Below are 17276 nucleotides of genomic sequence, written 5' to 3'. Positions count from 1 at the left end.
TTAAAATACCCTATTCCAAAGATAAACCTTTATAGAAATACGATTAACTGCTTTTAAAAAACACTATAATACTAGTATTATAGTGATCTATCATTCATTAAATTAATCTATGACTAAATACTAACCTAATAATTTATTTATCAATAACTAAATGGGAAAACCCCTACTCTTAATTGATAAGAGTAGAGGTTCGTTACGAAATCTATTCTTTATCAAGTAACTGAGTATATTCTTTGTTCAATTGAGTTACTACATACATCCAAATGAACATCAAAAATAGAAAAATACCAGTTAAAAAAGGAATAATAGTTGAAAACGTTGCCATAGGAACAAACATAAATATAAAAGACTGAATTACAGCTCCACCAGACTTAGCAAGTCTTCCCCCTATAACATCTACGACCGCCTTACCCTTTATTTTAAATTCATCATCTAAAGGAATAAAAGCCATCTCTTTGGTTGAATCAAACATTGTATACTTGGTTGCCTTGCTCAAAATATTTTGCAAAGCACCTAAAAAAACCGCCAATACCAAAGGAGTAAGTTTCATTATATCCTCTGTCAAAGGTAAAAGCGCATTTTCAAAGATAACAAATACGAAGAAACCTCCTCCTGTAATTAATATCATCAGAGGAGTAATAATAGCAGAAGTAAACCAGCTAACACTTTTGAGAATATTACTACCAAGTATCATAAATACGATAGTCACGATACCAGTCCATTGTATAAACTGACCCATAAACTGCGCATAATCATTCTGAGATGGATATAGTTCCCGAACCTTTGCTTTCCAAGGGCCTTCAACTAAATTAATAGCAGTTCCATAACAAATCACCAGCAAAACGATATAGCCTAAATACTTAGAATTAAGCGCCATTTTAAGACTATCAGAAACCGATAATTTTAACTTCTTTTTCAAGGCACCTTTCCGAGGCGAATACTGTTTTGGATCAGTTAAAACATAAACATTCATCCATCTGTATATTGCCATCAGCAAAAAACTAGAAAGGATTAAAGTAAGCATTGAATAATATATCATAAGCGCATCTGTAAGCTTGGAAAGCTTTATGATAATACCACCAGCAAATATCAAACCCACATTTCCTACTAACCCAAAAGTCGCATAAAAGCGTGTTGCTTCTTCTGTTTTGGTAATCCTATTTGCAAATTGCCAAAACATCAGGTTGATCATGACGGCTCCCCAAAGCTCTGCGAAAACGTAGAACAATGCAAAAGACCATTTGCCTGCTAAAAAAAGAAACCATTTAAAGAAAGGAAAGGAAGATACCCAAATTTTAATTGTTTGCGGAGATGGATGGATAAAATCACGATAAGGATAAAGAACAAACGCAAAAATCACAAAGAACGAAACAAAAAAACTAACTACTATATAAAAAAGTTTTTCACTATCTAAAATATTAGATAATTTCATATATATAATTGTAAAGAGAATCGCAGAAGGGAAAACACACCATAATTTTACGAAACTAATAACCTCTGCCCCCATATTTGGAACAACCAAACTATCCTTTAAAGGCCTCAAAGTACTAAAATTAAACAACACAAGAAACATCATAAGTGTCATAGGGATAAATTTCTTTGCTTCCGACATTTTGACAGCACAAAACACCTGCCACATCTTTAGCAAAAAATTGAGTATTTTCTGATTACACACCACAATAAAACCTTATTTAAAGAAGTTAAAACCTATTTATTACTATTGTTTTCTGATTAAAAAACAATTTGTCATATAAATAACTTCAGGACAAGTATTACTTGCTACTTTTTAACGTTATTTTCATATGTTTTGTATAAATAATGCTTAAATTCCCATTTAAAGACAATTTTTATTCACAAACATTGTGAAAAATCCAAAAAATTGTGAAAAATCCAAAAAATATTGATTTTATTATACAATAAACTATCTCTGTCATATGCACTTTAACGCACCCTATACTTTAAAAACAGAAGCTCGTTAAAGGATGGATGAAACACACCTGTGCGGGAATATTCGGGAATATTGGAGAGTGGTCAAATGACACAATAACCCTCGTAAATGCTTTTCATCCTTAGATATTTTTATGAGCATTATAAGAACTATATTGGGCCGCAAGAAACTTAATCTAATTTATCCGGTTATACCTTTTATAGTCATAATAGAAATGATTTTCATCCACGTAATCAACAACACGGCTTGAAAAAGAAATTGAGAAATAAACTACAACTATTCCAAATAAAAGCCAGATATTACCATCTCTCCATTTCACACCGTCTGAAGAAGATTTTTCCTTAAAATCTATGGAATTAACACTATCTCCGATCACTATCTTTCCTCCTATTTTGGATTTTAGATTATTAGCTTGGAAACAATTTGTACTTTATTAAGGTTAAATACTCCCTAACAAAAGGCATAAAATTCTTCATCGATCTGAATTTTTCCTATATATGGTGAGAATAGCGTTGCAAAAAAGAAATGAGAGGCTGATCTGCTGGTAATATAGAATGATTTTTCACATCATCAAGTGACACCCACTTTATTTCCTGCCCCTCACAAGATCGTGGACTACCCTCAAAATGATGACAGGAAAAAAAGGGCATCAAAAGATGGAACTTATCGTAAGAATGACTCACAAAAGTGAGAGGAATCAAATCAACTGGCTTAACAATAATAGATAACTCTTCAGATAATTCGCGTACCAAAGCTTCCTCTGGAGTTTCCCCATCTTCAATTTTCCCCCCTGGAAATTCCCAAAATCCCGCATATGATTTGTTTTTAGGGCGACAAGAAAGCAAAACCTTTTCATAAGACCCAAAAACTGCACACGCAACCACTAATAGGATTTTTTTCGGCATTATATTCATAAAAATTTCCATTTTTCTAATAATGATACAATAAATCTTTAGTCAAAAAATCACTATTTACTCTTGTGAAAAACAATACTGGATATGTTCTTCACAATAAAAACCAAACAAATGGCTTTTAAATATAAACATCAACATTTCAATAAAAGTTAGGAATAGAATAAAATTAACTTTGGCAGTTACTATTAAACTGAACATATTCTCCACTAAAATCACAGGTCCAAACCGTGTGAACGCCATCCCCAATGCCAAGATCAACCACTATAGGTATACATTCTTCTTTCATTATAGAATGCACGTCTTCTTGAGAAAAATTAATTTCTGGCTCACCATTGGTAGCAATTCTGATATTTCTAAACCAAACGGATATGCTATCACGATCTACAAACGCCCCAGACTTTCCAATAGCCATTACTATGCGTCCCCACCATCCGATGCTTCCACTAGCAAATGCAGTTTTAACCAAAGGAGAATTGGCGATAGAAAAAGCTACTTGTTTCGCAGATGTAGCATTTTCGGCTCCTTTAACAGTAACTTCAAGAATCTTTGAAGCTCCTTCTCCATCACACACCACTTGAAGAGCTAAATCCTTTAAAATATCAAAAAGAACTGGACGAAAAGTAGATAAACGCTGATCATCTATACTGGTAATGGGAGGAACATTTTCGGAAACAGTACCTGTCGAAAATAACATAAGGGTATCAGAGGTTGAAGTATCGCTATCCACTGTAATAGAATTAAAACTATGCTCAACTCCTTCAGATAAAAGAATCTGCAACACAGGAGAAGAAATATCAATATCTGTCACAACAAATGCAAGGGTAGTCGCCATATCAGGGGCAATCATCCCTGCCCCTTTAGCCATACCATTGATTGTTACTTTAACCCCATCGATATTGACCGTGCGCACTGCAGTCTTAGCATAACTATCTGTAGTCATCATCGCTTTAGCAGAATCAAGCCAAGCATCATCAGTGGCATTATGAAGAAGTTTATCAAAAACACCATCAAACTTGCCAATATCCAAAAATTCACCAATGATACCTGTAGAAGCAACATAAACCTCATCTTCTTGACAAGATATCAGATCAGATAGAGATTGAGCAATAAAATGCACAGCATCCCGCCCTCTTTTCCCTGTGAATGCATTAGCATTACCAGAATTAACTACCAATGCCCTTGCAATACCATGCGGCAAATTTGTCCGACAAAAATCTACAGGCGCTGATGGACAACGTGAACGAGTAAAAACCCCTGCAACAGATGCTGGTTTATCAAATAACATTAAAAATACATCATCACGTCCAACATATTTAATGCCTAAAGAAGCGGTAGATAGCCTCACTCCTTTTATCGGCAGGGGAACAGGAGTAACGCGAGATCGCGACATAAGAGAGAAAGAAGAAATAGGCACAACATTAATCCAATCTAATTCATCAACAAATATATTCGTATTGAATAGAAAAACTGTCTAATTATTAACATAATCCTGTCAATTTAAGAACCTAATAAAATATCTTTAACAACAATTCATACCCATATTTATAGTAAAAACATAGTTCTGCAAAATTTTTTATGCCATATACATCCCGTTGACATCAAATAACAGATGATTATATCTAGATACTCTATTAAGACAGATCTATAGTTTTTTCACGCATAATGCGTTTAAGGATATTAGACACAACAATCTCCGTAACACGGGATATTCTTCGAAGAGGAAAAACATTTCTATGTTCAGTCTAATAAAGCTGGCAAGTAAGTTGTTCGCTCCTTCCAAAGAAAGACGTTTGCGACCTTATTATAAACAGATTTCTGCAATTAACGGTCTGGAAGAGGAAATGTCTAGACTATCTAATGATGAACTATCCAACAAAACATTAGAATTCAAAAGACATATAAGCGATGGGAAATCACTTGATGATCTATTAGTGCCCGCATTTGCTGTAGTACGCGAGACTGCTCATCGTATCCTAAAAATGCGTCCCTTTGATGTGCAGCTTGTAGGGGGAATGATACTCCATAAGGGCTGTATAGCAGAAATGAAAACGGGCGAAGGAAAAACTTTGGCCGCTGTTCTTCCTGTCTATTTGAATGCATTATCTGGGAAAGGCGTGCATGTTGTCACTGTTAATGACTATCTTGCTCGCAGAGATTCTAGTTCAATGTCCCCAATATATGAGTTTCTTGGTCTTTCAACCGGCGTTGTAACGCATAATCTATCGGATGACGAACGCCGTGCTGCTTATGCCTGCGACATAACCTATATCACCAATAATGAGCTCGGCTTTGATTACTTGCGTGATAATATGCAATATAAACGTGCAGACATGGTGCAACGTGGACACAATTTTGCGATAATTGACGAAGTAGATTCAATACTCATTGATGAGGCACGTACTCCCTTAATTATATCAGGGCCTGTGGAAGATCAGTCTGATTTATATAAAACCATTGATTCAATCATTACTCGTTTACAACCTTCTGATTACGAAATTGATGAAAAACAACGAACTGTCCACTTTTCTGAAAAAGGAACTGAGAGAGTAGAAGAGCTATTATTTAGCGAAAATCTTATAAAATCAGGGGGGATGTATGATTTTGAGAATGTGGCAATTGTCCATCTTGTCAACAATGCACTTAAATCTCATACACTTTTTTTCCGCGATAGAGATTATATTGTAAACCACAATGAAGTTGTTATCATTGATGAGTTCACTGGACGCATGATGCCAGGAAGAAGATATGCTGACGGACAACATCAAGCCTTAGAGGCGAAAGAAAGAGTTAAAATACAACCTGAAAATCAAACTCTCTCTTCCATTACATTCCAAAACTATTTCTTAAAATATAAAAAATTATCAGGAATGACTGGAACAGCTTCTACAGAAGCCGAAGAGCTATCTAATATTTATAATCTAGATGTTTTTGAAATCCCCACCAATCTCCCAGTTATTCGTATTGATGAACATGATGAAGTCTATCAGACTTCTGAAGAAAAATATGCCGCAATTATTGCAGAAATTATAGATTCTCACAAAAAAGGACAACCGGTTCTCGTTGGGACATCTTCGATAGAAAAATCAGAATACTTAGCCAATCAACTCCGTAAGCATAAGTTTACGAATTTTAAAATTCTCAATGCGCTCTATCACGAACAAGAAGCTTATATCATTTCTCAAGCTGGCATTCCCGGAGCCATCACTATCGCAACTAATATGGCGGGAAGAGGAACAGATATTCAGCTTGGAGGAAATGTTAAAATGCGCATTGAACATGAATTACTTAACATTTCTAACGAAGAAAAAAGAAATCAACGCATACAGCAAATTAATGAAGAAATTCAGTCTTTAAAAAGCAAAGCTATTGCCGCGGGTGGACTCTATGTAATCGCTACAGAACGCCACGAAAGCAGACGGATAGACAACCAGTTACGTGGACGATCGGGTCGTCAAGGAGATCCAGGACGATCAAAATTTTATCTATCACTTCAAGACGATCTGATGCGTATATTTGGCTCTCCTCGCATGGAAAGTTTTCTACAAAAAATAGGATTAGAAAAAGGCGAAGCCATTATTCATCCATGGATTAATAAAGCGATTGAACGCGCCCAACAAAAAGTTGAAGCACGTAATTTTGAAACAAGAAAAAACTTATTAAAATATGATGACGTTCTCAACGCACAACGTAAGATAATTTTTGAACAGCGCCTAGAAATAATAGACACGGAGAATATCTTAGAAATCATTGGTGATATGCGTTATGAAACGGCGCATAGTATCATTAAGAAATACATTCCAACCAATTCCTATCCAGAAAAGTGGGATGTTGAACAATTAGAATCGGAACTTAATGAAGTTTTTGGAGCTCATTTTCCTATCATAGAATGGCGCAATGAAGATGGCATAGATCATAATGAAATATCAAAAAGAATTATGGATAAAATCGATAAAATAGCGGCAGATCAACAAAAATCCTTCGGGGTAGAAAAAATACAAGAAATAGGGCGTTATATAATCCTTCACACTCTAGATTACTTCTGGCGTGAACATATAACCATGCTGGAACACTCGCGATCCGTCATAGGATTTCGCGGATATGCACAACGGGATCCATTGCAAGAATATAAATCCGAAGCCTTTGGATTTTTCAATACGTTACTTACTTCCTTGCGAAGAGACGTCGTCTCTCAACTTACACACATTGACTCGAGTTACATCAATAATGTGCCAGAAGATTCCCCTGCTGTATCTATTACGCACTGTGTTAAAAAAGATAATGGTCATCTTGTTGTTGCACACACAAAAGAGGCAATAAATATCCCCGATATATCAGAAAAAAAACATATAAAACGCAATGACCCTTGTCCTTGTGGCAATGGTAAAAAATACAAACATTGCCATGGATCATATACTTAATAAAAATTTTATGATATACTCGGTTCACAAACCCATGATTTTTATGTAAAAAAAATCCTTCCGAAATCCCAGTGTAAGTTTTTACTCGCCTCTTCAATCCCCCAAAAGGGTCATGATTCAATGGATTTTTCTTGCCATGGACAATAAAACTGTTTTCGTTGTCGGAGGAGCCGGATACATCGGCGCCCATACCTGTCGCCTCCTGTCTGAAAGAGGATTTTTACCCATTGTATTGGATAATTTATCAAGCGGACATGCTGAATTCGTTTTATGGGGACCACTAGAACAGGTAGATATCCGTGATCATACGAATCTTCGGATGGTCTTCGCAAAATACAATCCAATATCTGTAATGCATTTTTCAGCCTTAACGAATGTAAGAGAATCAGTGGAAAACCCCTCTTTGTTCTATGAAATAAATGTAACAGGTAGTTTCAATCTCATTGCATCTGCTATCGAGGCAAATGTGAAAAGATTTATCTTTTCTTCTACTTGCGCAACGTATGGTATTCCAAAAAATGCAATACTTACAGAAAACGATCCTCAGAAAGCAATAACCCCATATGGTTATACTAAATACGTAGTAGAAAGAGAGCTATTGAATCATAATAAAGTCAATGGATTACGATCTGTTGCGCTGAGGTATTTCAACGCGGCAGGCGCAACATTTGATAACGTTATTGGCGAATGGCATGATCCTGAAACTCATATTATTCCATTAGCAATTAAAACAGCCCTGGGCTACCAAGATCGTTTCGAAGTTTTTGGACAAGATTATGCTACAATAGATGGGACTTGTCTGCGTGACTACGTTCATGTCCTAGATTTAGCCAATGCACACGTAATGGCATTAGAATACTTATTAAATGGAGGGGATAATATAGCCATTAATCTTGGAACTGGAAATGGAAGTACAGTCAAAGAAATTTTATCTACCATTAGGCGTATATATGGATGCACATTTCCTATCTCCTACGCGCCTAGGCGCGTAGGAGACCCTCCTGCTCTCGTAGCCGACAATAAAAAAGCTAAGAATGTTTTAGGATGGAGCCCAAAATACACGCTAAACGATATTATAAAATCCGCCTGGAATTGGCATCTCAAAAATCCTAAATCCTTAATAACTAAACATAATGAAAAAATACTTGATCTTGATTTAACATTCTAACTCTCAAATTACCTGGCAACATTATCAAGAGTACCTCAATATATCCTTATCCAACTTTTCTATAATATCGAGATAAATTAAAATCTCTTCTATTTGAAGAACAGGAAACTACCTCAATACCTAAAAAATATTTTAATTTGCAGACAAGGCATACTGGAAGAAGACGATACCTAAAAAATCTCATGTTCTTCTATATGGAAAAATAATATGATAACCTCCCATTACATTCTTTTGAATATAAAAACAAAATAACTAAGATTAAGGGATAAAAGAGATATTATCATCAAGACAATGTCAACATTTTGCACGCTTGATCGATAGTCTATATTGAACATCATAAAGTAATCTGATAGGGGATTGATTTTTATAAAAAATGCATGTATCGTCTTGTTCTTCAAGGTATTTTTCTATTGTATTGGCTACTATTCTCGCTAAAATACAGAAGAATTATTAGAGAAATTCAAATTATTTCGTTGATGTATCTGATTTGTATGATAAAAAAGAAATATTTGAATAAAAACGCTAAAAAAGGCAATTAGGTATGAATCTCTATGAGCATGTTTTTCTCTTGCGACAAGATATCCCTAGTCAAAAGATTAAGGATACGATTGAACAATATCAGTCCTTGATTAAGGAAAATGGTGGCGAAGTCCGCCTTGTGAATGAATGGGGTATGCGAACCATAGCGTATCGCATTAATAAACATCGCAAAGCCTATTATGTTTTGATGAATATCGCCTCCCCTCCTGCTTCTATTCATGAACTGGAGAGACGGATGCGTATTGATGAAAATGTTTTGCGCTATCTTACTATTTCAGTTGATTCTCACGAAGATTCACCTTCTTTAACGATGCAGAGATATGATCGCGATGATAAAAACGATCGATTCCCAAAAGATCGAAATGCTGATCGTAAGAGCCATGTTGACGAAGAAAAAGTCTTATCATAGGAGTTATTACAAGTGTCTGAATCTTCATCTCCCGCCCCTTTGTTGCGTAGAAATATGAGTCATCGTCGCAAATCTTGCCCCTTTTCTGGTAAGGGAGCCCCTCGAATTGACTATAAAGATATTCGTCTTTTGAACCGTTTTTTATCTCAACGTGGTAAGATAGTTCCTTCTCGAATTTCATCTGTTTCACAGAAAAAACAACGCGAGCTTGCTAAAGCGATCAAGCGCGCACGTTATCTTGGACTGATCGCCTATGTAAATATTTAGAAACAAGCTACTTCTAGAGAAAAGCAATGGAAGCAAATGTAGTTATCTCTCTTCTTTTTAAATGTGGCTTATAGTATTCCTTGATATGTTGTTTTTGAAATGTAACTTAGGAGTAAAAATAATGTATGCCTCGTGTATAGCTAGATTTATTATGGGGATTAATATTTAGGTAGATATTGCGTTTTATTTCTTGCTATACAGAATTATACAACGGTCTTGAATTTTTTCATACGCAAAAATATATTGGGATAAGGGACAATTATTATAGACATAATAAATCTAGATTATAGTCATTAAATGGCTTATTCTTCTTTTTTGATTATCTTTTTACTTCTCTCTATAATGTTTTTCGTCTCTTATGTTCATGTATCTTTCAAGCGTATTTTAAGGAGAATAACTCTTTATCGTTTTGATTATATTCCAATATTTTGAGCACATCTCTCCGTATTGAAGTATATTACTTATAAACTTGTCAATATGTCGTGGTTAGTTATTATGCCATGCGGCTTGCATATTAAACAACATAGCGAATATAAAACGCTTGAGAAAGGAATAAACTAATGGAAGTCATTCTTCTTCAAAATATGTCAAATCTTGGCCCCATGGGGAAAGTAGTTAAGGTTAAAAATGGTTATGCACGCAATTATCTTTTACCATCGAAAAAAGCCCTAAGATTCAATGCAAAAAATGAAGCTTTTTTTGAATCTCAACGTTCGGTTTTACAAGAAAAAGATCTTGAACAAAAGAAAAAATTTGAAGAAATGGCTAAAGTTTTAGCAGAAGATGTTTTTTCCATAATTCGATCCGCAGGAGATACGGGACATCTCTATGGATCAGTTTCAAGTCGTGATATAGCAGATTTATTACTTGAAAAAGGATTTAATATTAATCGTGGAAAAATTAATTTGAAGGTACCGATAAAATTAATTGGAGTACACAATATAGAGATATTACTCCATGCTGATGTTACTGCCACAATTACTTTAAACATAGCCCGTTCTACCGAGGAAATGGTAAAACAGGAAAAAACATTAAAACCAGAAGAAGAAATAACAGAAATAACCTCTTGATTTATATCGTATATTATCAATAGAACGCAAATAATGCTGCACAAGATGTAAATCCAAAAAACAAATTTATTTATATTTTGGCCAAAATATATCGCCTAGATACAGAAAAATATTTTTATTTTATAAGGTTGCCATTGAGATTTTTTTTGTTGATGTTTTTCTAGATTGTAAACATTAGACCTGTATTGGAAACAGAAAATGATTAATACATCTCAAGATGTCATTTCTATTCCTAAAGAAGATTCCGCTCATTATCGCGAATCTCCTAATAATATTGAGGCAGAACAAGCGCTTTTAGGAGCTATCCTAGTGAATAATGATGCTTTTTATCGAGTATCAGATTTTTTAAAACCATCACATTTTTTTGAAGGAATTCATCAGAAGATTTTTGAAATTGCTGGCAAATTAATCTATATGAACAAGACAGCTAATCCCGTTACGATTAAAACTTTTTTGTCTACCCAAGATATGTTGGGAGGATTAACGATACCACAGTATTTGGCGCGTCTAGCATCTGAGGCTGTTTCCATAATAAATGCCGAAGATTATGGAAAAACGATTTATGGATTATCACTACGTCGTGCCCTTATTAGTATTGGCGAAGAAACGGTGAACACCGCTTATGAAGCATCTCTTGAACCCTCCCCGTCAGCTCAAATTGAAGAAGCAGAACGAAAACTGTTTAATCTAGCAGAAAATGGCCGGTATGATGGAGGATTTCACTCATTTTCTGATGCAATGACAACTGCTATTGATATGGCTGGACAAGCTTTTAATCGAGATGGAAGACTTGCTGGAATCTCTACAGGAATTCAAACTCTCGACAAGCAAATGGGAGGATTACAACGTTCCGATCTTATCATTATTGCAGGGCGTCCAGGTATGGGAAAAACATCACTAGCAACAAACATCGCATATAATGTTGCGGATGCATACAAATCGGAACTACAAGTAGATGGATCTTATAAAACTATAAATGGTGGTATTGTTGGGTTTTACTCTTTAGAAATGTCTTCTGAACAGCTTGCTACCCGTATTATCTCTGAACAGACGGAAGTCCCTTCTTCAAAGATACGTAGAGGAGAATTAACACAACCTGACTATGAAAAAATTGTAGGCTGTTCTCAGGTAATGCAAAAATTACCCCTGTATATTGATCAAACTGGAGGTATTTCCATTGGTCAATTAGCAGCACGTGCACGTCGATTAAAACGTCAAAGAGGTCTTGATCTTCTTATTGTAGATTATATACAACTCATGACTTCCTCCAAGAAATTTGAAGAAAATCGTGTTCTTGAAATTACAAGTATTACCATGGCTCTGAAAGCTTTGGCAAAAGAACTCAATATACCAATTATTGCCCTTTCACAACTTTCTCGACAAGTAGAAAATCGTGAAAATAAACGTCCCCAACTATCAGATTTACGCGAATCTGGCTCTATTGAACAAGATGCAGATGTAGTGCTTTTCGTCATCCGTGATGAATATTACGTCAAAAACAAAGAACCTACGAATAAAGACGATGTCCTCGCATATACAAAATGGCAAGAAGATCTCAAAAGAGTAAAAGGAATTGCTGACATTATTATAGCTAAACAACGTCACGGACCAACAGGAACAGTTACCCTTGCCTTTCAAGCAGAATTTACACGCTTTTCTGCACTGGCCGATTCATCTTATCAACAGAATGAACAATTTAATCAATAATAGATTGTTGTCCTATCCATTGCACAATACACAATATTTTTTACATGCATGCAAATGAACCTCTGAGACTTAAAATTGATCTCTCTGCTCTTAAAAATAATTGGAATAGCATGAATGTGCTTTCTGGTTGTGCACGAACAGCAGCAGTAGTAAAAGATAATGCCTATGGACTGGGTTTTGAAAAAATAGCACAAACCCTCTACAATTCTGGAGTACAAGATTTTTTTGTTGCCCATGTAGGGGAAGGAGTAAAACTTCGTGCATACGTCCCAAAAGCAAAAATTTTTGTCTTATATGGTATACATCCAGGAGAGGAAAAGATTCTATTCGATGCAAATTTAATCCCTGTTATCTCTTCATCCCAACAACTTACTTTCTATTTAAAATTAATGAGCAATGGATTCTCTCATCCTTATGCTTTACAAGTTGATACAGGATTCAATAGATTGGGATTAAGTTTACAAGAAGCATTGAATTTTGCAAAAAATTTTTCTAATAAAAAATCAGATAAGTTGTCTCTAATAATGAGTCATCTTGCTTGTTCTGAAGATCCAGTATCTCTTATGAACTCTTCACAATTAGAGCAATTTCTTACTCTTATGAAAAGTTATAAGGGGATAGAAGCAAGTTTAGCTTCTTCGGCAGGAATCCTGCTTGGTGAAAACTATCACTTCCAATTAACTCGTCCCGGAATATCACTATATGGAGGGACACCTGCAATCAATAAATTAAATCCTATGCAAACTGTTGTAACTGCAGAAGCCCGTATTATTCTCATCCGAGAAGCAGCCGCAGGAGAAGTAATTAGTTATGGAGGACAAAAAAAATTAAAACGCAATAGTCTAATAGCCGTTGCAGCTATTGGTTATGCAGATGGTTATCCTCTTACCCTTTCAGGAATAGATTTAGAACATAACCAAGCTCAGTTTCCAGGAGGAAAGGGATTTATCAAAGGTTATATGGTCCCTATCCTAGGAAAAATAACAATGGATATAACAATGTTTGACATTACCGATTCTATCGGCATAGAAGCAGGAGATTATATCGAAGTTTTTGGGCCTAATATAAAACTAGATGATGTTGCTCTTGCATCTAGAACCACCAATTATGATCTTCTTGTAAGAATTGGAACACGCTATGCAAGGTTTTATACGTAAAGAATATCATAAATATAATGGACCACTCAAAAGAGTTATGGACATAAAAAATTCAAGGTAGTTCGACAAATGGCAAAAACACGATCCCAATACCTTTGTCAAGCTTGCGGTGAAATTCACTCACGATGGGTTGGAAAATGTGATTCATGTAATGAATGGAATACCATTGTTGAGGATGACTCAAAACAAGAAGATGACCAGAGATTTAATAAAAAAATAAAAAAAGGTCGTCCTATCCCCCTTGTTATGCTGTCAGAAGAATTAATAGAAGAAGAATCACGCATTCAAACTCATATTAGTGAACTTGATCGCGTTACAGGAGGAGGATTCGTACGTGGTTCGGTCATCTTGGTAGGAGGAGATCCTGGAATTGGAAAATCCACATTACTAATGCAAGCAGCAGCATCTTTGGCATATAAAAAACACAACATCACCTACGTCTCTGGAGAAGAATCAATCGGACAAATTAGATTGCGTTCTCAACGATTAAATACTCTCAATAGTTCTGTGCAGGTGGGTATTGAAACTAATGTAGAAGACATAATAGAAACTCTTTTAACCAATGAAAAACCTGATCTTGTCATCATAGATTCTATTCAAACTTTGTGGAGCCAAATAGCGGAATCTTCGCCTGGCACAGTTATACAGGTACGCACAAGCGTCCAATTAATAATTCAATACGCAAAAACAAATAATGTTTCTATGGTATTAGTTGGACATGTTACTAAAGAAGGACAGATTGCCGGACCAAGAGTTATTGAACACATGGTAGATGCAGTTCTTTATTTTGAAGGTGGCACACGTAATGCCCAATATGATTATCGTATATTACGCAGTGTCAAAAATCGTTTTGGACCAACAGACGAAATAGGTGTTTTTGAAATGTCTGACAAAGGGCTTCAAGAAGTTTCTGATCCTTCTAAAATGTTTCTCTCAAATCGAGATTCTACATCTCCAGGAGCAGCTGTCTTTGCGGGTATAGAAGGAACACGTGCTCTTTTGGTAGAAATACAATCTTTGGTTGTTCCCACGTCCCTTGGAATGCCTCGTCGCACAGTTGTTGGATGGGATTCCTCTCGGTTAGCAATGATTTTAGCTGTATTAGAAGCACGTTGTAAGATCAAATTTGGGAATCATGATGTTCATCTTAATGTAGCAGGCGGATATCGTATATCAGAACCAGCAGCTGATCTAGCCGTTGCAGCAGCATTAATTTCATCTATATTTTGCATACCTTTGCCAAGTAGTTGTATCTATTTTGGAGAAATTAGTTTATCGGGAGATGTTAGGCCTGTTGGGCATATTCAACAACGACTAAAAGAAGCAGAAAAAATAGGTTTCTTATCAGGTATATTTCCAGAACCTTCTAAAGGAGAATGTAAAATTGGAATTATTGATAGTCAACACATCATAAATCTTAGTGATCTCGTCCAAAAAATAAAATCTCTTCAAAAAAAAGAGGATTAAAAATGTACATACTAATCAGGAGTTTAAATTCAACATGGAAATAACGTATTTTGATATTATTTGCTTCGGATTCATATTGATTTCAGCTATATTAGCAATGGTACGAGGCATATTGAGTGAAATGATCTCTTTAACCAACTGGATTTTTTCCGCCATAATAACCCGTTATTTATACCTAATGATCTTTGCAAAAGGATCTGAATATTTTCAAAATAAGCAAATTGCATTAATAGCGACAATAGTACCATTATTCTTGATCATATTCACCGCTGTATCTATTCTATTGAGGATAATTAGTAAGCCGATTTATATTCGTTCTGTATTCTTGGATAAAATATTAGGATGCTTGTTTGGGGGAGTACGTGGATTGTTTTTACTAGTAATAGCTACTGCTTGTTGGAATTTAATTGTCAACGAAAGTAAAGAACCTGAATGGATCCAGAAATCTATATCAAAAAAAATATTTGATGATATGTCAACGAAATTAAAAAAAATTATTCCACGTACTTAATACGTCAAATGTGTGGGACTATTCGTTTCTTGAGAAGATCAAAAAAATTTATTATACCATTTGGCGACTAATTTATATTATATACACAAAGAGCTATATGGCTTAATCTTTCTTTGCATTTATAACAATCTTAACAAGATAAAACATCTGATTGGTATTATACACAAAACAATTCATTCTCATATATATATATATAGAAAGCAACAATGAACATACCTTTGAAATCCTTGGATTCTAATCGAAAAAATTGTAATCAGATAAATGAGAAATGTGGAGTATTTGGAATTCTAGGGAATCCAGATGCAGCAACCCTAACGGCTATTGGATTACATGCTCTTCAACATCGTGGACAAGAATCTGCCGGAATAATATCTTTTAATGGAAATAAATTTCACTCCGAAAAATATTTGGGATTAGTTGGAGATCACTTTACAAATCCAGAAACTTTATCTTTTTTGCCGGGGAATATGGCTATCGGGCATGTACGATATTCTACAACTGGAGATAAAATTATAAGAAATGTACAGCCATTGTTCGCAGATCTCCAAGCAGGAGGAATCGCCATAGCACATAATGGAAATTTTACAAATGGTTTGTCCCTACGGAAAAAACTAATCTCTAGTGGAGCTATTTTTCAATCTACTTCTGACACAGAAGTTGTGCTGCATTTAATTGCACGTTCTCAAAAAAATGGTTCTGGTGATCGTTTTATTGATTCCTTACAATATGTACAAGGTGCGTATGCGATGCTTGCTCTCACGCGTACAAAATTAATTGCGACACGAGATCCAACGGGAATTCGTCCATTGATCATGGGAGAACTACATGGAAAACCTGTTTTTTGTTCTGAAACATGCGCTCTTGATATCACTGGTGCTCAATACGTCCGCGATGTAGAAAATGGCGAAACCATTGTATGTGAACTGCAGGAAAATGGCTCGATATCAATTAACTCTTATAAAAATTCTTCTGTATTGCCTGAACGTATGTGTATGTTTGAATATGTTTATTTTGCCAGACCTGATTCGATAGTCAGTGGACGAAGTATCTATGTATCTCGCCAAAATATGGGTAAAAACCTCGCAAAAGAATCTCCTGTTGCCGCTGATATTGTTGTTCCCATTCCAGATGGAGGAGTCCCAGCAGCTATAGGCTATGCAAAAGAAAGTGGCATTCCTTTCGAACAAGGTATTATTAGAAATCATTATGTAGGACGTACTTTTATTGAACCATCTCATCAAATTCGATCTTTTGGTGTCAAATTAAAACATTCTGCGAATCGTACAATCCTTGCAGGCAAACGCATAGTGCTCATTGATGATTCAATCGTTCGTGGAACTACATCAGTTAAAATCGTACAAATGATACGAAACGCAGGTGCTAAAGAAGTGCATCTTCGAGTAGCGAGTCCAATGGTATTGTATCCTGATTTTTATGGCATAGATATTCCAGATCCTAATACCCTGTTAGCTAATCAATATTCTTCTCTACAAGAAATGTGTGATTTTATAGGAGTCGATTCTTTAGGATTTTTGTCTGTTGATGGTTTGTACGAGGCTATTTGTGGCTCACCACGTGATCCAAAAAATCCTGCATTTGCTGATCATTGCTTTACAGGAGACTATCCAACCCCACTTCTAGATAAAAAATTGCAACATGATGCCGAAGAGTTATCTATGATAGTAAGCTCATGATTATGA

The 17276-nt window shown here is 35.4% G+C and carries 13 protein-coding genes; 10 read left to right on the top strand and 3 right to left on the bottom strand.

Annotation, left to right across the window (positions count from 1 at the left end; translation table 11 throughout):
• Positions 1-202 precede the first annotated feature (202 nt).
• The 3 genes from CKC_RS02470 to argJ all read right to left on the bottom strand — a co-directional run bounded on the left by CKC_RS02470 (position 203) and on the right by argJ (position 4252).
• Entirely contained in the window at positions 203-1678 is a 1476-nt protein-coding gene (locus CKC_RS02470; protein ID WP_143827764.1) for an Npt1/Npt2 family nucleotide transporter, read from the bottom strand.
• A 761-nt stretch (positions 1679-2439) separates the two neighbouring features.
• Positions 2440-2862 (bottom strand): (deoxy)nucleoside triphosphate pyrophosphohydrolase, encoded by a 423-nt coding sequence (locus tag CKC_RS02460; protein WP_013461907.1) that lies wholly within the window; start codon positions 2860-2862, stop codon positions 2440-2442.
• A gap of 166 nt (positions 2863-3028) precedes the next feature.
• Positions 3029-4252, bottom strand: coding sequence for a bifunctional glutamate N-acetyltransferase/amino-acid acetyltransferase ArgJ (argJ, locus tag CKC_RS02455; RefSeq protein WP_044054282.1), 1224 nt, complete (start codon positions 4250-4252; stop codon positions 3029-3031).
• 343 nt (positions 4253-4595) lie between these two features.
• Here argJ and secA point away from each other — a divergent pair, with 343 nt between their 5' ends.
• The 10 genes from secA (at position 4596) to purF (ending at position 17270) form a co-directional block, all read left to right on the top strand.
• Positions 4596-7280, top strand: coding sequence for a preprotein translocase subunit SecA (secA, locus tag CKC_RS02450; protein WP_013461905.1), 2685 nt, complete (start codon positions 4596-4598; stop codon positions 7278-7280).
• 136 nt (positions 7281-7416) lie between these two features.
• Complete coding sequence (gene galE, locus CKC_RS02445; RefSeq protein WP_050780917.1) at positions 7417-8448, top strand: UDP-glucose 4-epimerase GalE; 1032 nt, start codon at positions 7417-7419, stop codon at positions 8446-8448.
• A gap of 541 nt (positions 8449-8989) precedes the next feature.
• Positions 8990-9397 carry a 30S ribosomal protein S6 gene (rpsF, locus tag CKC_RS02440; protein WP_013461903.1) on the top strand — a complete coding sequence of 136 codons (408 nt, stop codon included), beginning with the start codon at positions 8990-8992 and terminating at the stop codon, positions 9395-9397.
• A gap of 12 nt (positions 9398-9409) precedes the next feature.
• A complete protein-coding gene (gene rpsR / locus CKC_RS02435) occupies positions 9410-9664 on the top strand; it encodes a 30S ribosomal protein S18 (RefSeq protein ID WP_013461902.1) in 255 nt (84 codons plus the stop codon).
• A 560-nt stretch (positions 9665-10224) separates the two neighbouring features.
• A complete protein-coding gene (rplI, locus tag CKC_RS02430; RefSeq protein WP_013461901.1) occupies positions 10225-10734 on the top strand; it encodes a 50S ribosomal protein L9 in 510 nt (169 codons plus the stop codon).
• A gap of 198 nt (positions 10735-10932) precedes the next feature.
• Positions 10933-12441: a replicative DNA helicase gene (locus tag CKC_RS02425; protein ID WP_013461900.1), complete on the top strand. Its 1509-nt coding sequence runs from the start codon at positions 10933-10935 to the stop codon at positions 12439-12441.
• A 44-nt stretch (positions 12442-12485) separates the two neighbouring features.
• A complete protein-coding gene (gene alr, locus CKC_RS02420; protein WP_050780882.1) occupies positions 12486-13598 on the top strand; it encodes an alanine racemase in 1113 nt (370 codons plus the stop codon).
• A gap of 69 nt (positions 13599-13667) precedes the next feature.
• The gene (radA, locus tag CKC_RS02415) at positions 13668-15065 is read left to right on the top strand and encodes a DNA repair protein RadA (RefSeq protein ID WP_013461898.1); all 1398 of its coding nucleotides are present in this window, start codon (positions 13668-13670) and stop codon (positions 15063-15065) included.
• Between the two features lie 34 nt (positions 15066-15099).
• The gene (locus tag CKC_RS02410) at positions 15100-15576 is read left to right on the top strand and encodes a CvpA family protein (RefSeq protein WP_013461896.1); all 477 of its coding nucleotides are present in this window, start codon (positions 15100-15102) and stop codon (positions 15574-15576) included.
• 206 nt (positions 15577-15782) lie between these two features.
• Complete coding sequence (gene purF, locus CKC_RS02405; protein WP_013461895.1) at positions 15783-17270, top strand: amidophosphoribosyltransferase; 1488 nt, start codon at positions 15783-15785, stop codon at positions 17268-17270.
• Positions 17271-17276: the final 6 nt, after the last annotated feature.

The sequence above is a fragment of the Candidatus Liberibacter solanacearum CLso-ZC1 genome (genome assembly GCF_000183665.1).
GTDB classification, from domain to species: domain Bacteria; phylum Pseudomonadota; class Alphaproteobacteria; order Rhizobiales; family Rhizobiaceae; genus Liberibacter; species Liberibacter solanacearum.
This window is presented reverse-complemented; position numbering and strand designations above follow the sequence as displayed.